Source organism: Pseudomonas sp. B21-019, from assembly GCF_024749225.1.
GTDB lineage: Bacteria > Pseudomonadota > Gammaproteobacteria > Pseudomonadales > Pseudomonadaceae > Aquipseudomonas.
In genome coordinates this window covers 1,711,440-1,734,690 of sequence record NZ_CP087193.1, presented here as the reverse complement: position 1 = coordinate 1,734,690, position 23,251 = coordinate 1,711,440, and the positions used below count along the sequence as shown (strand labels likewise).

At 59.7% G+C, this 23,251-nt stretch carries 15 protein-coding genes; 6 read left to right on the top strand and 9 right to left on the bottom strand.

The window, feature by feature from the left end:
- Positions 1–4: 4 nt before the first annotated feature.
- Complete coding sequence (locus tag LOY36_RS07765; RefSeq protein WP_258672851.1) at positions 5–2,464, bottom strand: EAL domain-containing protein; 2,460 nt, start codon at positions 2,462–2,464, stop codon at positions 5–7.
- Between the two features lie 218 nt (positions 2,465–2,682).
- Between LOY36_RS07765 and LOY36_RS07760 the strand changes: the two genes are divergently transcribed.
- Positions 2,683–6,918 carry a deaminase domain-containing protein gene (locus LOY36_RS07760; protein ID WP_258672850.1) on the top strand — a complete coding sequence of 1,412 codons (4,236 nt, stop codon included), beginning with the start codon at positions 2,683–2,685 and terminating at the stop codon, positions 6,916–6,918.
- Between the two features lies 1 nt (position 6,919).
- Here the strand turns inward: LOY36_RS07760 and LOY36_RS07755 are convergent, their stop codons facing one another.
- The 5 genes from LOY36_RS07755 to LOY36_RS07735 all read right to left on the bottom strand — a co-directional run bounded on the left by LOY36_RS07755 (position 6,920) and on the right by LOY36_RS07735 (position 11,426).
- Positions 6,920–8,737, bottom strand: a complete 1,818-nt coding sequence (locus tag LOY36_RS07755; RefSeq protein WP_258672849.1) for an ABC transporter ATP-binding protein — start codon at positions 8,735–8,737, stop codon at positions 6,920–6,922.
- On the bottom strand, positions 8,730–9,332 hold the full coding sequence (locus tag LOY36_RS07750) for a DsbA family protein (RefSeq protein WP_258674149.1): 603 nt from the start codon (positions 9,330–9,332) through the stop codon (positions 8,730–8,732). Before LOY36_RS07750 ends, LOY36_RS07755 begins: the two co-directional genes overlap by 8 nt.
- 36 nt (positions 9,333–9,368) lie before the next feature.
- Entirely contained in the window at positions 9,369–10,310 is a 942-nt protein-coding gene (locus tag LOY36_RS07745) for a rhodanese-related sulfurtransferase (RefSeq protein ID WP_018929865.1), read from the bottom strand.
- Positions 10,311–10,586: 276 nt separating this feature from the next.
- Entirely contained in the window at positions 10,587–10,883 is a 297-nt protein-coding gene (locus LOY36_RS07740) for a BolA family transcriptional regulator (RefSeq protein WP_258672848.1), read from the bottom strand.
- 12 nt (positions 10,884–10,895) lie between these two features.
- Positions 10,896–11,426 carry a DUF2059 domain-containing protein gene (locus LOY36_RS07735; RefSeq protein ID WP_019650483.1) on the bottom strand — a complete coding sequence of 177 codons (531 nt, stop codon included), beginning with the start codon at positions 11,424–11,426 and terminating at the stop codon, positions 10,896–10,898.
- 192 nt (positions 11,427–11,618) lie between these two features.
- Here LOY36_RS07735 and LOY36_RS07730 point away from each other — a divergent pair, with 192 nt between their 5' ends.
- Positions 11,619–13,013 carry a class II fumarate hydratase gene (locus LOY36_RS07730; protein WP_019650482.1) on the top strand — a complete coding sequence of 465 codons (1,395 nt, stop codon included), beginning with the start codon at positions 11,619–11,621 and terminating at the stop codon, positions 13,011–13,013.
- A gap of 131 nt (positions 13,014–13,144) precedes the next feature.
- Here LOY36_RS07730 and LOY36_RS07725 read toward each other — a convergent pair whose 3' ends face one another.
- Positions 13,145–14,104, bottom strand: a complete 960-nt coding sequence (locus LOY36_RS07725) for a DMT family transporter (protein ID WP_258672847.1) — start codon at positions 14,102–14,104, stop codon at positions 13,145–13,147.
- 201 nt (positions 14,105–14,305) lie between these two features.
- On the opposite strand from LOY36_RS07725, the gene LOY36_RS07720 reads away from it, so the two are divergent.
- Complete coding sequence (locus tag LOY36_RS07720) at positions 14,306–14,509, top strand: DUF6316 family protein (protein ID WP_258672846.1); 204 nt, start codon at positions 14,306–14,308, stop codon at positions 14,507–14,509.
- Between the two features lie 87 nt (positions 14,510–14,596).
- Here LOY36_RS07720 and LOY36_RS07715 read toward each other — a convergent pair whose 3' ends face one another.
- Together LOY36_RS07715 and pap are read right to left on the bottom strand one after the other, a co-directional pair.
- Positions 14,597–15,781: a thiolase family protein gene (locus tag LOY36_RS07715; RefSeq protein ID WP_258672845.1), complete on the bottom strand. Its 1,185-nt coding sequence runs from the start codon at positions 15,779–15,781 to the stop codon at positions 14,597–14,599.
- A 105-nt stretch (positions 15,782–15,886) separates the two neighbouring features.
- Positions 15,887–17,410, bottom strand: coding sequence for a polyphosphate:AMP phosphotransferase (pap, locus tag LOY36_RS07710; protein ID WP_258672844.1), 1,524 nt, complete (start codon positions 17,408–17,410; stop codon positions 15,887–15,889).
- Between the two features lie 207 nt (positions 17,411–17,617).
- Between pap and mnmC the strand changes: the two genes are divergently transcribed.
- The 3 genes from mnmC (at position 17,618) to ngg (ending at position 23,248) form a co-directional block, all read left to right on the top strand.
- Positions 17,618–19,600 carry a bifunctional tRNA (5-methylaminomethyl-2-thiouridine)(34)-methyltransferase MnmD/FAD-dependent 5-carboxymethylaminomethyl-2-thiouridine(34) oxidoreductase MnmC gene (gene mnmC / locus LOY36_RS07705; protein WP_258672843.1) on the top strand — a complete coding sequence of 661 codons (1,983 nt, stop codon included), beginning with the start codon at positions 17,618–17,620 and terminating at the stop codon, positions 19,598–19,600.
- A gap of 123 nt (positions 19,601–19,723) precedes the next feature.
- Positions 19,724–21,496, top strand: a complete 1,773-nt coding sequence (locus LOY36_RS07700; RefSeq protein WP_258672842.1) for an N-acetylglutaminylglutamine amidotransferase — start codon at positions 19,724–19,726, stop codon at positions 21,494–21,496.
- A gap of 3 nt (positions 21,497–21,499) precedes the next feature.
- The gene (gene ngg / locus LOY36_RS07695; protein WP_258672841.1) at positions 21,500–23,248 is read left to right on the top strand and encodes an N-acetylglutaminylglutamine synthetase; all 1,749 of its coding nucleotides are present in this window, start codon (positions 21,500–21,502) and stop codon (positions 23,246–23,248) included.
- The last annotated feature ends 3 nt before the right edge of the window (positions 23,249–23,251 follow it).

Genomic DNA, 23,251 nt, shown 5'->3' with positions numbered 1-23,251 from the left:
GCTTTCAACGGAATGTGCCGGGCGCCTTGAATAACAAAGGCCGGGGTCTGGCAGGACGACTTTGTAAACTGTCGCAGGTAAACAGATGCGGGCGTTCAATCAGATACCCTTGAGCGTAATCCACCCCGATCTCCAGCAATGCCTGCTCGATCTGAGGTGTTTCAACGAACTCGGCAATCGTGCGCTTACCCATGACATGCCCGATGTGATTGATCACTTCGACCATGGCGCGGTTAATCGGGTCGTCCAGCATATCCTTTACGAAACTCCCGTCGATCTTCAGGAAGTCTACAGGTAAATGTTTCAGGTAAGCGAATGAGGACATACCGGCACAGAAGTCATCTAATGAGAAGTGGCAACCTAAGCCTTTGAGTTCATTAATAAATCTAATTGCGCTAGGCAAATTGGAAATCGCGCTGGTTTCTGTAATTTCAAAACAAATCATTTCAGGCGGAATTGAATATGCAACAAACTGTTCACGAAGGAAGTCCAGAAACGCCTCATCTCCGATAGTAATACCTGACAGATTTATCGCACACATGGCCAGCGGCTCTTCGCCCTCTTGGGCGATGGCCTGGGCAATGACCTTGAAAACGTTCTCCACCACCCAGCGGTCAAGCGACGTCATCAAACCATAACGTTCGGCGGCCGGAATGAAACTGTCCGGCAGAATCATGCGCCCGGCTTCGTCATGCAGGCGTAGCAGGATTTCGATATGTCCGCCGTCCCGCTCGCCAAGACCCAGAGGCGCGATTTCCTGGGAGTACAGGCAAAAGCGGTCCTCCTCCAACGCCATGTGCAGGCGCTGCACCCAGGCCATCTCGCCATAGCGCAGGGACAGCTCCGAATCGTCGGCGTGATAGACCTGAACCCGGTTGCGGCCCTTTTCCTTGGCCATGTAACAGGCCATATCAGCGGCTCGCAGCGAGGCCTCGAGGGTGGCCGGACTCTGAGTGACGTGCACCAGGCCAATGCTCACCGTGGTCACGAACGGCCGGCCTTTCCAGACAAAGTGCAGGTTCTGCACGGTCTGGCGCAGGACTTCGGCGATTTTCTCGGCGGCTTCCGGCGCACAGTTTTCCAACAGAATGCCGAACTCGTCGCCACCCAATCGGGCCAAGGTGTCGCCTTCGCGCAAACCTGACTGCAGCAACGCACAAATATGCCGCAACAGCTCATCGCCGGCAGCGTGACCGCAGGTGTCGTTGACCAGTTTGAATTGATCCAGATCGAGGAACATCAAGGCATGACGCCCCGCTTGTCGCGTCAGGCCGTGCAGGGCCTGTTCCAGGCGATATTCAAACTCGCGGCGGTTGGCCAGCCCGGTCAAGGCGTCATGGGTCGCCTGCCAGGACAGATTGGCGATGTACTGCCGCTCCTGGGTCATGTCATGCAGCACCAGCACGGTGCCACTGACCTTGCCCGCGTTGCGGATCGGCGCACCGACCAGGGTCACCGAAACCGTGCTGCCATCCAGTCGCTGGATCAGTTTGGAATGTTCGCTGCCGCCGCTGAGCTGGCCGCTCAAAATGTGCTCGATCAAGGTAAAACCGTCGGCCTGGGCGTTCTCGTCCAGCAGATTGAACAGCGCCGCCAATGGCAACCCCGTTGCCTGCTCGGCTTTCCAGTGAGTCAAGGCCTCGGCGGCCGGGTTCATGTAGGCAATCGCGCCCTCGACGTCGGTGGTGATCACCCCGTCGCCAATCGATTGCAGGGTGATCTGCGCCCGATCTTTCTCCAACTGCAAGGCATCGGCGAAGGCATGGCGCTGCTCGAGCAGCTTTTGGGTACGCAGCAAGGCCAGCACGATCAGGCCCAGCGCGGTCGCGAGGTTCGTCGCCAGCAGCAACCGGAGAATCATGCGCGAGCCCTCGCCCAAGGCATCGCTGAACGCTTTGGCAGGGGGCGTCACGCCATCGTTGATGGCCAAAATCTGCGCCTTCCAGCGCTTGATGTCGGCATCGGAGGCCTGGCTATCGACGATACCCTGATGCATTTCCTGCGCGACGTCATCGAGCCGCACCAGGTACGCGTCACCGATCGTCCAGAGCTCGATGGCTTTTTCCAGGTAACTGATGTGCCGGAAATTGAGGTACAGCCAAATCAGGCTGGGGACGTCGTCCGGGTGATTGCCGCCCTTGAGGATCGCGAGCCGCGCGGCCTCGATATTCGGTGGCTGATGATCCAGCGCCATACGCAACTCATGGCCGCCCTGAGGCACGGCAATCGCGGTCTGGTATTTGAGAAAAATCGTCTCGTCGCGACTGTCGGCGTAGAGATTAAGGTAATAGATGGCGTCTTTCTGGCCCTTGGACCACAGGCTCTCACCGCCGACGTAGCCACGAACCGCCGAAAGAACGTAAAGACTGACGCCGCCCAACAGTGCCTGAAACAACACAACGGCGATAAATGGCCAGACGATGCCCAACAGCCGTGGCGTTCCGAGAGTCCGCGCTTGATTCATGAGGTCCCTTGTTTTAGCACTGCCAGATCATCATCCAACGTGATCGCTACAGCTAGACTAGGGTGCGTTCTCGAAACCGGCAAGCAGAGGATCGACCTCAACGCCGTACACGTGCGCCCCATATAGATATATACCGCCAAGGCCAGTCTGGAGATCTGTTTACTGGGCACTTCGGGCTCCCCCTATCCGTTACGGGATCCCTTTCAAAGGAGTGCAACATGACAGAGACGTCTTCACCTTCACCTGATCAACCGGCCCTGTCACCGGCAGACGAAGAATTTCGCGCCAGACACGCTCTGGGGCTCGACGACGGCCCGGATATCGAAAACTTCAGCCTTCGCACCACCGCCCAGGATCGACGAGGGTTCAAGGCTATTCAACGCGCGGCCCCCAGCCTCGCGCAACACATGACCATCGACACTTACAAGGCAAAACGCAACGATGCTCAAATCACCGACATCGTGAAAGCTTTCCTGAACGGCAAGCGTTCGTTAATCGGTCATCTCGGCGCCTCTGTACTGGCTTCCGCCTCCATGGATCAACTGCGAGCGACGCCGTCTGTGTTCCTCCAGCGAATACTGAACACAGTCGAAGCAAAAGAGCTGGGGGACAGACTGCTCAGGATGCTCAGGTGGTATGGCGCAGGCCCTGGCGAACAAACTTCGGCGTCCGTGCGCCATCAGCTGGTATGCAAAGCCATATGCCTTTACTTGCGAGCCCCGTCAGCGGATGAGCCGCAGGAAGTCGCCGGATTCCGCTGGCAAGACACGGCTCACTGGGGCAAAAGCTACCAGGCCCTGCGCAGCGATTTTGAACTGCACTTGCTACGCACCAACCGGGTGACTGATGCAAAAGAGGCGGCCTTTCTCGCACGGGTGTTCGAGACCCGCCTCTCAAAGGACTTCGCTGTGCGCGATACTCCGCCCGACCTTCCTTACAAAAGTTCGGTGGTGTGGGTGAACTTCATGCACGGCGTGCTGCTGGCAGATGAATTTGGCCTTGATCGATTGCAACCGCTGTCCTTTCAACAACTCGTCGACTTGCCCCTGACCCGGAGCGCCGACGCCTCACCCGAGCAACTTGAGCAGATTACTCGACTGAGGATGGGGCCGGCACTGGAATGGGCGGTTTGCTGCGGCATCGTTCAATCACGAAGAAAATCCGATTACGACGAGGACGATATGAAGCGGGCGATGGCGGCTCTGGAAAGCCACAGCAAGAGCCTGAACAACGCCGTTATGACACTGGATTTGCCGCCCCCTGAAAGACTGAAGATGGCCAAACGGGTAAAGGATGATCTGTTTGGCCAGGCAATGTTCGAATCGGACGGGCGCAAGTTGCTGCGCGATGATCCACCGAGCGGCGGCCCCAGAGACACGCCCTCATTGAAACTGCCAGGCTATGCATTCCTGGATGTCTATGCCGACGGCCAATTCGATGACAAGAGAAAATGGTTTGTAACCCGGCCCGACGGGAAAACACGAACCAGCCAGTGGATCAAGATCGACGACAAGCGAACCCTGCGTCATGAGGAATTATTTCGCAAGGATCATGAGGGGAAAGAAAGGCGTGACTTCAATAGATACGAAGGCAAGACGTTGCCTGATATCAACACGCAGTTTGAAACAGACTTCACAAACTACCTCTCGAAAATCAGGACGGCCTATCAAACCCTGATTACCAGTCTGCTGACCTCACTGCCACTGACCGACCGCCAGGCCCTTGAACGGGGTGACGTCCGCTTGCTGAGCCTGCACCTGGACGAAAAACACATCAAGGCAAGGGGAGACATCCGGCCAAGAAAAGGTTTCGTTCTACAGGTGACCCACAATCATGAAATTACCTATTACGAACTGATCCCGAGTGCTGGCGTCATTCGTTGTCGACCCCATCTGAGAGTTTCAACAATCAACGGGGTTCGCACCATGTTTGCGTTGCACGCCTCGATCCCCGGACAAACATATACCGCTGAACTCAGCACTACGCTGCTTCTCGATTGGGCCGCTCACTTAAAGGGCACACAGCCTGCTGACAGAGAGTACTGCATAGCGATCCTCGGCGTGGTAGGTGACGTGCCCGCAGCTGTATCGCCGATCGCAGACGATAGCGATAGCGATAGCGATAGCGATAGCGATAGCGATAGCGATAGCGATAGCGATAGCGATAGCGATAGCAAAGTAACAGCGCCGGCATCCTCCCGTTTGAATGCAGTGGCCCACTCCATTGCAACGAATTTTCTGTACGTCGACGAACAGCAGTTGCGTACCCAGGCCCGCGGCATGACGGCATTCGACACCCTCAGGGCCAGAAGCGAACAACGGATCAATACGACCCTGGAAGTAGCCAAAGGGTTCGTGCCCTTCTGGGGAAGCATCGAGGACATTTTGTCGGGCAAAGTTGGCCAAATACTCATAGGCGTGGCCGGACTCGTGCTGGACCTGGCTTCATTCCTCACCCCTGTCGGGAAATTCATGTCGGGTTCAGTGCGGTTGATCAGGGCCGGGGCAACTGCCTCGCGAATGACCGTCAAAGCAAGTCTGCCTTCCTTTTCAACGTTGAGCCGAAAACTCCTGACCGCCTCCCTGAGCAACCTCAATCCGCTGGACAGGGTCCCGACACTGCTCAAGTCAATGAGAAGCGGTGCCTGGAAAGGACTGCACATGGCGGGACGCGTTAGTGTTAGCGGGTTCAGGAAACTGGCAGGACGCGCCGACAGCTACCGACTGGTGCACAACCTGCCCCAGACAACCGATCCGGGGCGCTGGAAGCCGCTGGCAAGCAGTGATCGACTGGCTACGGTCAATGGCGTCGATGACGTACTCGTGCGCAATACCAGCCCATCGGACCTGACCCGATTCCACCCCGTCGACCCGGTAACGTCCTTGCCCTATGGCCCCCGCCTGCACAATCACAGCAACAACCTCATACAGGGCCGGTCAACCTTCAAAACGTTATCTCCTGCCGAATCCCACGTCCTGGTAGAACTCCCGAAAGACGCCCATGTCCGTGAAGTACTTGAGGTCGATGGTCGAACTACGCTGTTCGTTGATGACGTTCCCTATCGTCTGGACGGCAACCAACTGCGGCGTGCCGACTTGATTGATGATCAGGCGATGTTCAAATCCTTGCCTTGCCGGGTACGACGTAGCCCGGGTGCCGATGTATGCACCACCACATTCGTCACCCGTGATCCGGCACCGACGCCGCCCGTCGGCAGTTTCGACGACAACAAAGGCTGGGCGCCGTGGTTCGGAGACAGTATCTATACACCGGCTACTGAGAACAGGGCGATGCTGCTTAAAACCCTGAAGAGTAAAAACCGGCTCCCGGCTACGATGGAGTTCCAAAAAGGGATTTGTGGGAGGATCAAGGTGAGTATTCCCTACGGGCCCCAGAATCAATTTGATACCTTCGAGGCGGGTGCCATCCTCATCCCGGCCATGGACGGTTCGAAGCACTATGTGTTCACCCGGCTGGATGCTGGAGCTTTTTACATCGCCGAACTGGCACAAGGCCAAAGCATAAGAGACACGCTCAATTTCAAGAAAGCCTCCACATTGCCGGAAGATCTCAAAACAGAATTGCTGAAGGTCTACACCGGATCGTTGAATGCCAACAACATGGCAAGGATTTACGGCACAGAAGCGGTGGAGCGTGCGTTGAAAACCATGGAGGAAATTGCCATTCCGATTGGCGGCCACGTGAACCCGCCCGATACGCTCAAATTGCTCAAGGTCGATACCAGTCCGGGAGAAGCGGTGCTGTTCGACCACTCGACCCGAATGATTGTCACCCGACTGCCAGACGGTGCGAAAAACTGGTCACGCAGCAAGGAGGCACCGGAAGTGCTCCGCCAGAGGACGATGGAAATTTTCAATACGTTATTTCTTGAACCGACCTTCAAACCGAAGAATGTCGACAGCGCCCTGCGGATCGACAGCGCGATGCAAAAGCTCCAGAACCTGATCCCTCGAAGCCAGCGCACTCGCAACCCGAGAAACATCGCGTACGCCGAAGTCACCACCGCGGCGGGAAAGCGAGAGGTTTACGTGAGCGTTTCAGGTGCACAGGGGACAACCGGACATCTGCCATTGTTCAAGCAAAACCTGGGGGCAGATCATGTGAAAGTCGGAGAAACGACGTACTTCAATATTGATCTCAATCCACCACTCCCCGGCATGTCTCTGAGCGTGACACCCGAGGGCAAACTGCTGGCCGTGCCGCACACCATAAAAAACATCGACACCTATACACCGCCATTGACCAGTGCACCGACCTCACTGGACAGCGAGAGCAAGCTGATTGGTGTAATCCGCGAGAAATACTCCGATCCCCAATCGATCAAATCAGTTGACGTTGCCACCACCATGCCGCCTTGTGACTCGTGCTCGGTAGTGATGAAGCAATTTGCTTACGACGGCGGGGAAAATGCCCTGAACGTTATGTGGCACTAATTTAGTGCTGCTGCAAATGCCCATAAAGCTTGGCGTACAAACCACCATCGGCAATCAATTGCTGATGGTCGCCATCCTCGGCAACCTGCCCGCCATCAAACACCAGCACCCGATCGGCCTGCTTCACGGCCGACAATCGGTGCGCAATGATCAACGTGGTACGGTGGCTCAAGAAGCGCGCCAGTGCCTGGTGCAGGTTGTACTCAGTGGCCGCGTCCAGTGCGGACGTGGCTTCGTCGAGGATCACCACTTTGGGCTCGGCCAACACCATTCGGGCAATCGCCAGGCGTTGACGCTGCCCGCCGGATAAACGCACGCCGGATCGCCCGACGATACTGTCCAGGCCATTGGGCAGTTCACGTACCGTGTGTTGCAGCTGAGCAATTTCCAGTGCCTGCCAGCAGGCCTCGTCACTGCGTTCGCGGCCCATGGTCAGGTTGGCGCGCACGGTGTCGTTGAACAGCGCGGGGTGTTGCAGGACCACCGCAACATTTTCCCGGACGGTTTCCAGGCCGATCTCTTGCTGAGTCGAACCACCGAAACGGATGGTCCCGGCCAGCGGCGTGTACAAACCCAGCAGCAACTGCACCAGGGTACTTTTGCCACCCCCGCTGGCACCGACAATCGCGACTTTTTCACCGGGGGCAATCGACAGGTTCATTTGGTTCAGCACCAACTCGTCGCCGTAGCCGAAACTCAGCCCCTGCACTTCGATGCCCACCGTGTCGCGCCCTTGGAACGGATCAACACTGCCGGTGTATTGCGGCTCGTCGGCACGGGCCAGCAACTCGTTGATCCGCGACAGCGCACCGCCGGCGGCGTAAAAGGCGTACTGCAAATTGAGCAGCTGTTCCACCGGACCGATCATGAACCACAGGTAACTGAACACCGCCAGCATCTGGCCGATGGACAGGTCGGAAAACAGCACGGTGAGCATGGCCGCGGCGCGGAAAATATCGATGCCGAACTGGAACAGCAAACCGCTGGCCCGGTTCGATGCATCGGTTTTCCACTGCGAGCTCACCGCGTAATCGCGCACTTCCCGCGCTCGCTGCCCCAACCGTCCGAGGAAAAACCCCTGACGATTACCGGCACGCACTTCCTGGATGGCGTCCAGGGTTTCGGTCAAGGCTTGGGTGAAGCGTGAGGTGCTGTCGTTCTCGAGCTTCTTCAGATGTTTGACCCGCTTGCCCAACTGCACCGTGGCGTAGATCACCAGCGGGTTGAACAGCAGAATCAGCAGCGCGAGTTTCCAGTGCATCCACATCAGGATCGATGCGGTGCCCACCAGTGTCAGCATCGCCACGAGGAAACGACTGAGGGTTTCGCCGACGAATTTGTCCAGCGTGTCCAGGTCGGTGACCAGGTGCGTGGTCACCGTGCCGCTGCCCAGGCTTTCGTATTCGCCCAGCGAGATGCGCTTGAGCCGGTCGATCAACCGCACCCGAATCCGATACACGATGTCCTTGGCCAGCGCCGCAAACAATTTCGCCTGCACCACGTTGAACAACAACGCGGCGCAACGCAGCGCCAGGGTCACCAGCAGCATCAGGCCGATATAACCCGCGGCTTTCTGCCAGACGTCGGGCAGCACGTGGTTCATGATTTTCAGCGCAACATCACCGTGGCCCAGCAGCACTTCATCCACCAGCAACGGCAACAGCAACGGGATCGGCACACTGCACAGCGTTGCCAATACCGCAACGCCGTTGGCGATCCACAGGGATTTTTTATGGTGAAGGGCCAGGCGGCGGATTTCCGCCCAGCTCAGCCGATCGACACGTTTGGGAGCCGCTGCATCATCGGGCAGATCATGCACAGGCAGCGCGCTCCAGCCAGCGGCCGAGCAACGGTGACAACTCGCTCAGGGGCTGATAGCCATTGGTCAGCAGCGCCAATTGACCATTGCGCTCTGCCAGCAAGGTCGGGAAACCGGCAATGCCCAAGTCCTGGACCCAAGTGAAATCGGCGGCGGTCGCAGCGTGCTGATCGGCACGGTCGAACGCTGCGGCAAATTCGATGCGCGGCAAACCGGCCTTCTCCGCCAGCTCCACCAACACGCTGGCACGGGTAACGTCACGACCTTCAGCATAGAACGCATGCTGGATCAGCCCGAGCAGTGTCCAGGCGCAATCCGGCGCCAGGCTGCGCGCGGTCACCAGCGCCCGACAGGCAGGCTCGGTGTCGTAGACAAACCCGTCGGGCAACGCGCCTTCAAATTTGAACGGCTGGCCGGTGGCCTCGTGAACCGCCTGCCAGTGCTCAAGGATGTAGCGCCGGGTGGTCGGCTCCAGCGCCGCGCCACTGCCGGTGCGCAAACCACCCACCACCAGATGCAACTCCACACCCGCCGCCTGCGCCTGCTCGACCAGCGCTTTGGCCACCGGAGCGAAGCCCCAGCACCAGGAACACATCGGATCCATCACATAGAGCAGGCGTGCAGACATGGTTCAAGCCTCGGAAGCGGATTGCTTGTAGTTGTAACCGATCGGGTGCGGCATGTTGCGCGCCTTGGCCAGTTCGATCTGCTTTTGCCGGTCGATGGCACTGCGACGGGTTTTCTCGCTCAGCTTATCCCAGCAATGCGGGCAACTGATGCCGGCCACATAGTGCTCGGATGCGCGGTCTTCAACACTGACGGGCGTCCGACAGGCATGACATTGATCGTAGTCGCCTTCGCTGAGATCGTGACGAACGGTCACGCGGTTATCGAACACGAAGCAGTCGCCCTGCCATTTGGTTTCTTCCTGCGGCACCTCTTCGAGGTACTTCAGGATGCCGCCCTTGAGGTGATAGACCTCGTCGAAACCCTGGCTGAGCATGTAGCTCGACGCCTTCTCGCAGCGAATGCCGCCGGTGCAGAACATCGCGACTTTCTTGTGCACGGCCGGGTCGAAGTTGGCTTTGATGTAGTCGGGGAATTCGCGAAAACTGGTGGTCTTCGGATCGATGGCGCCTTCGAAGGTGCCGATCGAGACTTCGTAGTCATTGCGGGTATCGATCAACAACACTTCCGGATCGCTGATCAGCGCGTTCCAGTTCTGCGGATCCACATAGGTGCCGACCTTTTTGTTCGGGTCCACGCCCTCAACGCCCAAGGTGACGATTTCTTTCTTGAGTTTGACTTTGGTGCGGTAGAACGGCTGTTCGTCGCAGTACGACTCTTTGTGGTCGATGTCGTCCATGCGCGGGTCGTTCTTGAGCCAGGCCATCAGCCCGTCAATGCCTTCGCGGCTGCCGGACACGGTGCCGTTGATGCCTTCTTCGGCGATCAGCAGCGTGCCTTTGATGCCGTTGTCGATCATCGCTTGCAGCAGTGGTTCGCGCAGGTCGACGTAATTTTCCAGGGTGACGAACTTATACAGTGCCGCCACGACAATCTGTTGTGTCATGGGTAATTCTCCAGGTGGCTACCCTCGTAAGGGGTGAACCGGATGCGAAAAAAAACGCGCCGGGTGAGCGGCGCGTTGCGGATTCTAGCAAAAACCGTATGGCTTTAGGACTGTGAGATACCTTTGTGGCGAGGGAGCTTGCTCCCGCTGGACCGCGAAGCGGTCCCAAAACCTGCAACGGTGTTCTGTTTGAAAGAGCTCAGTTGCCGGCATTACGACTGCTTCGCAGCCGAGCGGGAGCAAGCTCCCTCGCCACAACAGCCCCGGGCCATCAGATCAATGACTGCCGCCAGCACAGGTCGGCGAGGCCGGAGCCGCGTCGATCTGCACCCATTCCTCCGGCGTGTAGGTATGCAGCGCCAACGCATGGAACTCGCCCATCAGTTCGCCCAAAGTGCCGTACACCTTCTGGTGACGCTTGACGCGATTGAGCCCTTCGAACTGCCGGCTGACCACCACTGCCTTGAAGTGGGTCTGCAACCCACGGCTGTGCATGTGGCTTTCATCCAGCACTTGCAGGTGCTCGGGCTGTAGCAGCCCCAGCGTCGATTCGATGCGTTGTTGCATGGTCATCCTGAACTCCGCTTAAGGCTTTTTCTTGGCTGGAGCTGGAGCGGCCGCATCTTTCGGCGTCAGCTCGGCCGTCATGTCAGCCAGCAGTTTGTTGACCACAGGCACCGCGCTTTCCAGCTTGGCTTGAGTCATCTGGGCCGATTGCTGAGTCAGCTGCGGCATTTTTTCCAGGACTTTCTTGCCCAGTGGCGACTGGTAGAACGCCACCAGATCCTTGAGCTCGGATTCGCTGAAGTTGGTGGTGTAGAGCTTGACCATGTCCGGCTTCAGCTTGTTCCAGCCAATGGCTGCGTCCAGCGCTGCGTTGGCTTTGGCCTGGTAAGTTTCCAACAAGGCTTTTTTCGACTCAGGTGCTTTGGTCTGTTCAAAGCGCTGAGCGAACATTTGCTGCACTTGCATGTACACCGGAGTGCCCAGTTTGTCAGCGTGCGCCAGGGTCAGGAAAGCTTCGGCACTGGCGTTGTGGCTGGCGGTATCGGCAAAAACCTGGCCGCTGGCGCAAACCAGTGCAACCGCGGTACAGATGGCACGAAGACGAGTCATCGAGTTTCCTTTTCTAGCAGGCGAGGTATAACCCCAAGGGCGACCATTCTGCGCCTAAAAAAGTGTGTCGCTCAACCCCAAGCCTTGTCGCGACTGATTTAGAGGGGTTGAACGGTCAAATTCCAGACTGATGGAACCACGACCGGCGATCACAGCCTAAACTGCGCTATCAGACCTACAGGAGTGTGCATGATGAGCCGTATCGAAACCGACAGCCTGGGCCAGGTGGAAGTCCCGGATGACGCTTACTGGGGCGCTCAGACGCAACGCTCGCTGATTAATTTCGCCATTGGCAACGAACGCATGCCGCTGGCTGTGTTGCATGCCCTGGCCCTGATCAAGAAAGCCGCGGCACGCGTCAACGATCGTAATGGCGACCTGCCTGCCGACATCGCCCGCCTGATCGAACAAGCGGCCGACGAAGTGCTCGACGGCCAACATGACGACCAGTTCCCGCTGGTGGTCTGGCAGACCGGCAGCGGCACCCAGAGCAACATGAACGTCAACGAAGTGATCGCCGGTCGCGCCAACGAACTGGCCGGCAACCCGCGGGGCGGCAAGTCTCCGGTGCACCCCAACGATCACGTCAATCGCTCCCAGAGCTCCAACGACTGCTTCCCCACGGCCATGCACATCGCGACGGTTCAGGCGGTGCAACAGCATTTGCTGCCGGCGATCGCTGAGTTGTCCGGCGGCTTGGCGGAGCTGTCCGCGCGGCACATGAAACTGGTCAAGACCGGTCGTACCCACATGATGGACGCCACGCCGATTACCTTCGGTCAGGAACTCTCGGCGTTCATCGCACAACTGGATTACGCCGAACGGGCGATCCGCAACGCGTTGCCGGCGGTCTGTGAACTGGCCCAGGGCGGCACCGCGGTCGGCACCGGGTTGAACTCACCCCACGGTTTTGGCGAAGCGATCGCCGCCGAACTGGCCGCCCTCTCCGGCCTGCCGTTCGTCACCGCGCCGAACAAATTCGCCGCACTGGCCGGTCATGAGCCACTGACCACGCTGTCCGGCGCCCTGAAAACCCTCGCCGTGACCCTGATGAAAATCGCCAACGACCTGCGCGTGCTGGGCTCCGGACCACGAGCCGGATTTGCCGAGGTGAAACTGCCGGCCAACGAGCCGGGCAGCTCGATCATGCCCGGCAAGGTCAACCCGACCCAGTGCGAAGCGTTGTCGATGCTGGCCTGTCAGGTGTTGGGCAACGACGTCGCCATCGGTTTTGCCGCCAGTCAGGGGCACCTGCAATTGAACGTGTTCAAACCGGTGATCATCCACAACCTGCTGCAATCGATCCGCTTGCTGGGCGACGGCTGCAGCAACTTCCAGCAGCATTGCATCGCCGGCCTGGAACCGGATGCCGAGAAAATGGCCGAGCATCTGGAACGAGGCTTGATGCTGGTGACGGCGCTGAACCCGCACATCGGCTATGACAAATCAGCCGAGATTGCCAAGAAGGCCTACAGCGAGGGGCTGACACTGCGTGAGGCGGCGTTGAAGTTGGGGTATCTGACCAATGAAGAGTTCGATGCGTGGGTGCGGCCGGAGAATATGCTGGAGGCAGGTGCCAAGGGCTGAGTTCTCTAGCGCCCGACAGTCAGTCATCGCGGGCAAGCCACGCTCCCACAGGATTTGTGTCAATCACAACACCCGTGAGCGACCCAAAACCTGTGGGAGCGTGGCTTGCCCGCGATGAGCGATAACGCGGTCTAACTGGCTGCCATCCGCACCCGCCGAGCCCTGAGCCCGGCGATCAACGATGGCCCCAACGCCACCAGCGCCGACCCGAGCACCACCAGCACCGCCCCGCCATAACCCAGACCGTTGATCGTTTCGGCATGCACAAAATCAGGCCATAACCAGGCCGCCACGGCCACCGCGGCAAAGGTCACCAGCGGCGTGATCGCCAGCGTCGCGCTGACTCGCGAAGCTTCCCAATGGGCCAGGGCTTCGGCGAAGGCGCCATACGCGATCAGGGTGTTCAAGCAGCACGCCAGCAGCAGCCAGCCTTGCAGCGGGCTCAGTTGCAGTGCTTCCTGCGGATGCACCCAGGGCGTCAGCAACAGCGCGCAGAACAGGTAAATCACCATCATCACCTGCAACGAATTCCACACCGTGAGCAACTGCTTCTGGCCCAAGGCATAGAAGGTCCAGACCGTCGACGCCAACAGCACCATCAGCACACCCGCGGTGTAATCGGTCAGGGAGGTGAGCAACTCGCCCAGGCGCTGATTGAAGAACAGTGCAAAGCCGATCAGCAGCACCAGCAGGCCAATCCCCTGCCCCACGCTGAAACGCTCCTTGAACACGAACAGGCTGGCGATCAGCAACATGATCGGGCCCATCTGCACCACCAGTTGTGCGGTGCCGGCGCTGAGCAGGTTCAGGCCCATCAGGTACAGCACGTAGTTGCCGACCAGTCCGAGTACCGCCATCAACACCAACCAGCCACCGCGCGGGCCGAGGACTTTGCGACTCGGCAAGCGTCTGGTCGCCGCCAGATATATGAACAGGCACCCGCCAGACACCATCAGGCGAAACCAGGTCACTGTCACTGGGTCCATCACCAGCAGCACTTGCTTGAGTTTGATCGGCAGAATTCCCCACAACAACGCGGTCAGCAAGGCCAGGAATAAACCGTACACCCAGCGACCCGATGAAATATGCATGCTGACCCCGAAGCCCGTTGACGAGAACGGTCATTCTAGGCTCAGACCGGGGCGCGACACAGGGACAGTTGCCCACGGGCCGCAAATGAAACTGTGCAGGTCGTACCATGACATTGACGGGATGCCGTCGATCAGCTCGCCAGGCGTTGCAAAGGGTTCATGCATAAGCTCATTGAAACCGCCCTCTGCAGGAGATCACCCATGTACGGCATGCGCGCCCAGGACACCGCCCCCGCCACGCACTTTCGCTGTGACCGGTTGTGTCGTGTCAATGGGGAGTTGTATTTCACCACCCGGGAACAGACCCTGGAGGGGCCGTTCGATAATGCGGCGACGGCCGAGAAGGAGATTCAGGCTTATATCGAGCGGATGCAGGTTTTGAGCATGAACATGTCATCGAGGTGACAACACCCGCGAGCATAACTGCTCTCGCGGGGGTGTAAGCGCAACATACAAGGAGCGAGGCTTGCCCGCGAAGGCGACCTCACGGAATTACCGCACCGCCTCAAACAACCCCGTAGCCCCCATCCCGCCCCCCACGCACATGGTGACGATGCCGTAACGCAGGTTACGCCGCTGCAACTCGCGCACGATGTGCCCGACCTGACGCGAACCGGTCATGCCGAACGGGTGGCCGATGGAAATCGAGCCGCCATTGACGTTGTATTTGTCGTTGTCGATCTCCAGCCGGTCGCGGCTGTACAGGCATTGCGAGGCGAACGCTTCGTTGAGCTCCCACAAATCAATGTCGGCAATCTGCAACCCCTTGGCCTTGAGCAACTTCGGCACCGAGAACACCGGGCCGATGCCCATCTCGTCCGGCTGGCACCCGGCCACGGTGAAACCGCGAAAGAAGGCTTTGGGCTTGAGCCCCAGCGCCAGGGCTTTTTCCAGGCTCATCACCAGCGTCATCGAAGCACCGTCAGACAGCTGCGACGAGTTGCCGGCGGTCACCGAGCCGTCTTCGGCAAACACCGGTTTCAACCCGGCCAGGCTTTGCAGGGTGGTGTCGGGGCGGTTGCAGTCGTCGTGATCGACAATGCCGTCGAGGATCTGCACCTGGCCGGTGGCCTTGTCTTCAACGCGATACTTCACCGCCATCGGCACGATTTCATCGTTGAACAACCCGGCGGCCTGCGCCAGAGCGGTACGTTGCTGGCTTTGCAGCGCGTACAGATCCTGCTCCTCGCGGCTGACGCTGTAACGACGCGCGACGATCTCGGCGGTCTGGCCCATGGGGAAATAGATACCTGGCACCTGCTCTTTCAGCAGCGGGTTGATCAGGTTGTCGGTGTTGACGCTTTTCATGGTCAGGCTGATCGACTCGACACCACCGGCGACGATGATGTCGCTGCAACCGGAAGCGATCTGATTGGCGGCAATCGCGATGGCCTGCAAGCCCGACGAACAGAAGCGGTTAAGGGTCATGCCACCCGTGCCAATGCCCAAGTGCGACAGCACCGCGACGTTGCGACCGATGTTGTAGCCCTGGGCGCCTTCGTTGGAACCGGCGCCAACGATGCAATCCTCGACGCTGGCCGGGTCAACGTCATTGCGCGTGAGCAGCGCGTTGACACAGTGCGCCGCCATGTCGTCGGGACGGGTCATGTTGAACTTGCCGCGAAAGGATTTGGCCAGGCCGGTCCGCACGCTGTCGACGATCACCACTTCACGCATGGCATACACCTCATTGTTGTTGTCAGTCGGGAGTTGGACCGAGCATAAGTCCCACTCATGACTGACCGCGACAATCATTCACCCCGCGTATGCGTAACCATCGGTTCAGCGCTTGCGCTTTTGCAGTTTCTTCTCCCGTTTGTCGGACTTTTCGAATGCTGTTTCCAGCGCCTCATTGAGGGTGCGCAATACCTTGACCCGCGCCCAGCGCTTGTCGTTGGCTTCCACCAGGGTCCAGGGCGATACCTCGGTGCTGGTGCGGTCGACCATATCGCCGACCGCGGCGCGGTAATCGTCCCACTTGTCGCGGTTACGCCAGTCGTCTTCAGTGATCTTGAAACGCTTGAAGGGGATCTCTTCGCGCTCCTGGAAGCGCTCCATCTGAGTCTGTTTGTCGATGGTCAGCCAGAACTTGACCACGATCACCCCGGCATCGTCGAGCTGCTCTTCGAAGTCGTTGATCTCGCCGTAGGCACGCAACCAATCCGCCTCGCTGCAAAAACCCTCGATGCGCTCCACCAGCACCCGGCCATACCAGGAACGATCGAACACAGTGAATTTTCCTCGCGCCGGAATATGCCGCCAGAACCGCCAGAGATACGGCTGCGCCCGTTCTTCTTCGGTAGGCGCGGCGATCGGCACGATGTTGTACTGACGTGGGTCGAGTGCCGCGGCCACCCGACGGATCGCCCCGCCCTTGCCTGCCGCGTCGTTGCCCTCGAACACTGCGATCAGCGCGTGACGACGCATGCGTTTGTCGCGCATCAGCCCGGAAAACCGTGCCTGCTCGGTAATCAGTTGCTCTTCGTAATCGTCCTTGTCCAGGTTCAGGGTCAGGTCCAGGCTGTCGAGCAGATTCACCTGATCGACGCTGGGAGACAAGGGCGCGGCACTGACTTTGTGCGGGTGAATCCTGGGTCTCTTGAGCGCGCTCTGCAGGCCTTCGAGCAGAATCTTGCCGACCGCCAGGCTGCGATAACGAGCATCCAGGCCAGCAATCACGTGCCACGGCGCGTAGTCGCGGCTGGTGCGGCGTAGTACCCGTTCGCCGTACTTCACGAACTTGTCGTAGGTCGCGGATTGTTGCCAGTCCAGCGGGCTGATGCGCCAACTGTGCAGCGGGTCATCGGCCAGCGCCTTGAGCCGCGCTTTCATTTGCTTCTTGGAGAGGTGAAACCAGAACTTGAAGATCAGCGCGCCTTCGTCGCACAACATCTTCTCCAGCCGTTCGGCGCCGTTGATGGCTTGATCGAGTCGCGGATCCTTGAACAAACCATGAACCCGCCCTTGCAGCATCTGGCTGTACCAGTTACCGAAGAAAATCCCCATGCGCCCCTTGGCCGGGAGCATCCGCCAGTAGCGCCAGACGGGTGGTCGAGCCAGCTCTTCGTCGGTCTGCTGGTCGAAGGTGCGGACCTCGATCAGGCGCGGGTCCATCCACTCGTTGAGTAATTTGACCGTCTCGCCCTTGCCGGCCCCTTCGATGCCGTTGATCAAAATGATCACTGGAAAACGGTGTTGCTGCCGAAGTTCGAACTGCGCTTCGAGCAAGGCTTCACGCAGGGCCGGCACTTCGGCTTCATAGGTTTCTTTGTCAATGGCATGACCGATTTCGGCGGATTCGAACATGAGCGCGCTCCTTCCAGGATTGAGCAAGACTAGCGGAGTTTGAGGTGTGCGGTGATGCAAAAATGGCCAAAAGATCGCAGCCTTCGGCAGCTCCTACAGGTGTACGCCGAGCCCTTGTAGGAGCTGCCGAAGGCTGCGATCTTTTGTAGCGACCACCCTTTTGAGCAGCCGGGCTAGAATGGCCACCTTGCCGTTGCCGAGCCTGCCATGAAACCTGTATTGCCCCACGCCCAGCTCGACTGGGACGACCAAGGTCGCCCGCGCTCGCGGGTGTTCGATGATGTGTATTTTTCCGACCAGTCGGGCCTTGAAGAAACCCGTTACGTGTTTCTGGAGCAAAACGAATTGCGCGACCGCTTCGCCGCATTGCCGGCGGGCGGTCGACTGGTGATTGGCGAAACCGGTTTCGGTACCGGGCTGAATTTTCTCTGTGCCTGGCAGTTGTTCGAACAGCACGCAGTGGCCGGTGCGCGGCTGCATTTTGTCAGTGTCGAAAAGTACCCGCTGAGCACCGCCGATCTGCAACGGGCCCTGGCGTTATGGCCGGATCTCAAGCCGTTCGCCGATCAATTGCTGGCGCAATACGTGGCGATCCATCAGGGCTTTCAGCGGCTGGTGCTGGACAGTGGCCGCGTCACCCTGACCTTGCTGATCGGCGATGTGCTGGAGCAGTTGCCGCAACTGGACGCGCAGATCGACGCCTGGTTTCTCGACGGGTTTGCCCCGGCGAAAAACCCCGACATGTGGACTGCCGAGCTGTTTGCTGAACTGGCGCGTCTGGCGGCACCCGGCTCTACCATCAGCACGTTTACCAGCACCGGCTGGGTACGCCGCCTGTTGAACGCCGCAGGCTTCAAGATGAAACGCACGCCAGGCATCGGCCACAAATGGGAGATCCTGCGGGGCACCTTTCTTGGCTGGCCTGAAGAGACCGCACCACCTGCCGCGACTAAACCCTGGTTCGCTCGCCCAACCCCGCCGACCGGCGAGCGCCGCGCCCTGGTGATCGGTGCCGGGCTGGCCGGTTGCGCCAGCGCCGCCAGTCTCGCCGCGCGGGGTTGGCAAGTGAGCCTGTTGGAGCGCCACGAAGCACTGGCGCAGGAAGCCTCGGGCAACCCTCAGGGTGTGCTGTACCTCAAGCTTTCGGCCCACGGCACCGCGCTGTCGCAATTGATCGTCAGCGGTTTTGGTTACACCCGGCGCCTGCTGGAACAGTTGCAGCGCGGCGTCGACTGGGACGATTGCGGGGTCTTGCAACTGGCCTTCAATGCCAAGGAAGCCGAACGTCAGGCGCAATTGGCCGCGGCTTTTTCGCCAGGCTTGGTACACCTGCTCGATCAACCGCAAGCACAGGCCCGGGCCGGCATCGAACTGGAGCACGGCGGCCTGTTCTTCCCCGAAGGCGGCTGGGTTCATCCTCCTGCGTTGTGCCAGTGGCAGGCGTCTTCAACGAACATCCAGTGGCTGCCCCATCGCGAGGTGCTGGAACTGCGCAAGGTGGAGGATCAATGGCAGGCCTGGGACGGCGAGACACTGCTGGCCAGCGCGCCTGTGGTGATTCTGGCCGGCGCCGCCGAGATCAAGCGTTTTCCCCAGAGCGCCGAGCTGCCCCTCAAACGCATTCGCGGCCAGATCACCCGACTGGCGCAAACCCCTGAAAGCCAGAGCCTGGCGACCGTCGTCTGCGCCGAAGGCTATGTGGCACCGGCACGTCTGGGCGAACACACGCTTGGCGCCAGCTTCGACTTCAAGAGTGACGATCTGACCCCGACCGTCGCCGAGCACCTCGGCAACCTGGCGTTGCTCGAAGAAATCTCCACCGACCTGGTCACCCGCCTGCATGTTCAAGACCTGGACCCGCAGCAGCTTGAAGGGCGCGCGGCGTTCCGCTGCACCAGTCCCGATTACCTGCCGATCGTCGGACCACTGGCCGATCAGGCCAGCTTCGCCAATGCCTATGCCGCGCTGAGCAAAGATGCCCGACAAGTGCCCGATGTGCCCTGCCCGTGGCTTGATGGGTTTTACGTCAACAGCGGTCATGGCTCTCGCGGTTTGATCACCGCGCCATTGTCCGGCGAGCTGCTGGCGGCATGGCTTGAGAACGAGCCTTTGCCCTTGCCCAAAACCGTGGCCGAAGCCTGCCACCCCAACCGTTTTGCCTTGCGCCAGTTGATCCGCGGAAAAGTCTGACACGCAGACTTATAACTTATCGGTCTAAAACTCCAGGGATTCAGCCGGGTCAGTTTCCGGGTACCCGCCGTTTTTTGGCGGGTATCGATTGACCCTCCCCAACGGAAAAACCGGTAAGGACTTATGTGCGGATTAGCTGGAGAATTACGTTTCGACCATCAACCTGCGGACCTCGCAGCCATTGAACGAATCACCCATCACCTGGCCCCTCGCGGCCCTGATGCGTGGGGCTTCCACAGCCAAGGCCCGATTGCCCTGGGCCATCGGCGCCTGAAAATCATGGACCTGTCGGACGGCTCGGCGCAGCCGATGATCGATAACCAACTGGGCCTGTCCCTGGCCTTCAACGGCGCTATCTACAACTTCCCGGAACTACGCACCGAGCTGGAAAGCCTCGGTTATGCCTTCTACTCCGGTGGCGACACCGAAGTGCTGCTCAAGGGCTATCACGCCTGGGGTGAAGCGCTGTTGCCCAAGCTCAACGGCATGTTCGCCTTCGCCATTTGGGAACGTGACGCCCAGCGTCTGTTCCTCGCCCGCGACCGTCTCGGTGTAAAGCCGCTGTACCTGTCGCGCACCGGCCAGCGCCTGCGCTTTGCCTCGGCATTGCCGGCATTGCTCAAGGGCGGCGACATCAACCCGATCCTCGATCCGGTGGCGCTCAATCATTACCTGAACTTCCACGCGGTGGTCCCGGCCCCGCGCACCTTGCTGGCGGGCATCGAAAAACTGCCCCCGGCCAGCTGGATGCGTATCAAAGCCGATGGCACCACCGAGCAGAAAACCTGGTGGACCCTGCCCTACGGCCCACATGCCGACGAACTGAATCTGACCCTCGAAGACTGGCGCGATCGAGTGCTCGACAGCACCCGTGAAGCGGTGGCGATCCGTCAACGGGCGGCGGTGGATGTCGGTGTGCTGCTGTCAGGTGGCGTCGATTCGAGTCTGTTGGTGGGGCTGTTGCGCGAAGTCGGGGTCGAAGACTTGTCGACCTTTTCCATCGGTTTCCAGGATGCCGGCGGCGAGCGCGGTGATGAATTTCAGTATTCGGACCTGATCGCCAAACACTACGGCACCCGGCATCACCAACTGCGTATCGACGAACAAGAGATCATCGAGCAACTGCCGGCAGCGTTCCGCGCCATGAGCGAGCCGATGGTCAGCCATGACTGCATTGCCTTCTACCTGCTGTCCCGGGAAGTGGCCAAGCATTGCAAAGTGGTGCAGAGCGGCCAGGGCGCGGACGAGTTGTTCGCCGGGTATCACTGGTATCCGCAGGTGGACGGCGCGAGCGATCCGTATGCGGCGTATCGCGATGCGTTTTTCGACCGCAGCTACGCCGATTACGCCGCCACGGTGCAGCCGAAATGGCTGACAGCCAACGATGCCGCCGGCGACTTCGTGAAGGAACATTTCGCCCAACCCGGTGCCGACGCGGCGGTGGACAAAGCCCTGCGCCTGGACAGCACGGTGATGCTGGTGGACGACCCGGTCAAACGGGTCGACAACATGACCATGGCCTGGGGCCTGGAAGCACGCACGCCGTTTCTTGACTATCGCCTGGTGGAGTTGTCGGCGCGGGTGCCGGGCAAATTCAAACTGCCGGATGGCGGCAAGCAAGTCCTGAAGGAAGCGGCGCGGCTGGTCATTCCAAGCGAAGTGATCGACCGCAAAAAGGGTTACTTCCCGGTGCCCGGTCTCAAGCATTTGCAGGGCGACACGCTGAACTGGGTGCGGGAACTGCTGCTCGATCCGAGTCAGGATCGCGGCCTGTTCAACCCCGCCATGCTCGACCGCCTGCTGACCGATCCGCAAGGTCAACTGACCCCGTTGCGCGGCTCCAAGCTGTGGCAATTGGCGGCCCTGAACCTGTGGCTCAGTGAACAAGGAATCTGATCGATGAAACCCCACGCCACGGCTTACAGCCAACGCTTGTTGCGCGGTCAGGCACCCTCCTACGAACGCTTGCAGGCGCGCCTGGCCGAAGACCGCAGTGAATTGAGTGCCGCACCCATCGCCGTGCATTGCGGTTGGGGCCGGTTGCTGATCGGCCACACCTTTCCCGATGCGGCGAGCCTCGCCCAAGAGTTGCTCAATGAGCAGCCCGGTGAGCGGGACATCGCCTTGTACGTCGCCGCCCCCCAGCAAGTGCTGGGGCTGGAACCGGCGCAACTGTTTCTCGACCCGTCCGATACTTTGCGCCTGTGGTTCAGCGATTACCGTCAGGCCACCCGGGTGTTTCGCGGTTTTCGCATTCGTCGGGTGCAAAGCGAGGCGGACTGGCAGGCGATCAATCAGCTGTATCAGGCCCGCGGCATGCTGCCGATCGATGCAGGTTTACTGACGCCCCATCATCAGGGCGGCCCGGTTTACTGGCTGGCCGAAGACGAGGACAGCGGCGCGATCATCGGCAGCGTCATGGGCCTCAATCACCACAAGGCATTCAACGATCCGGAAAACGGCAGCAGCCTGTGGTGCCTGGCGGTGGATCCGCAATGTTCCCGCCCAGGTGTCGGTGAAGTGCTGGTGCGGCACTTGATCGAACACTTCATGAGCCGTGGGCTGAGTTACCTGGACCTGTCGGTGCTGCACAACAACCGTCAGGCGAAGAGTCTTTACGCCAAGCTCGGTTTTCGCAACTTGTCGACGTTTGCGATCAAGCGCAAGAACGGCATCAACCAGCCGTTGTTTCTCGGCCCCGGCCCCGAAGCCGAGTTCAATCCGTATGCGCGGATCATCGTCGAAGAGGCTCATCGGCGCGGCATTGAGGTGCAGGTGGATGACGCGCAAGCCGGTCTGTTCACCTTGATCCACGGCAGTCGCCGGGTGCGTTGCCGCGAATCCCTGAGCGATCTGACCAGCGCCATCAGCATGACCTTGTGCCAGGACAAAAGCCTGACCCACAAAGTGCTGAAAAACGCCGGCCTCAAACTGCCCGCCCAACAACTGGCGGGAAGCGCGGACGACAATCTGGCGTTTCTCGACGAGCACGAACGGGTGGTGGTCAAACCGCTGGACGGTGAACAGGGTCAAGGGGTGGCGGTGGATTTGCGCAGCATTGAGGAGGTCCAGCAAGCCATCGAAAACGCCCGTGCATTCGACAGTCGAGTGCTGCTGGAAAGTTTTCACGAAGGCCTCGATTTGCGGATTCTGGTGATCGGCTTCGAGGTGGTCGCGGCTGCCATTCGCCGGCCGGCGGAAGTGGTGGGCGATGGTCAGCATTCCATCGGTGCGCTGATCGAAGCCCAGAGTCGTCGCCGTCAGGCGGCAACCAGCGGCGAAAGCAAAATCCCGCTGGATCAGGAGACCCAACGCACCTTGCAGGCGGCGGGTTATGACTACGCCAGCATTCTGCCGGCCGGCGAGCACTTGTTCGTACGGCGCACGGCGAATCTTCATACCGGCGGCATCCTTGAAGACGTCACGGCGATTCTGCATCCAACCCTGGTGGATGCGGCGGTGCGCGCGGCGCGAGCGCTGGATATTCCGATGGTCGGGCTCGACCTGATGGTGCCTGCCGCCGACCAGCCGCAGTACGTGTTTATCGAAGCCAATGAACGCGCCGGCCTGGCCAACCATGAACCGCAGCCGACGGCCGAGCGGTTTGTGGATTTGTTGTTTGCGCATAGTCAGCCGGCAGTCCCTTAGTGA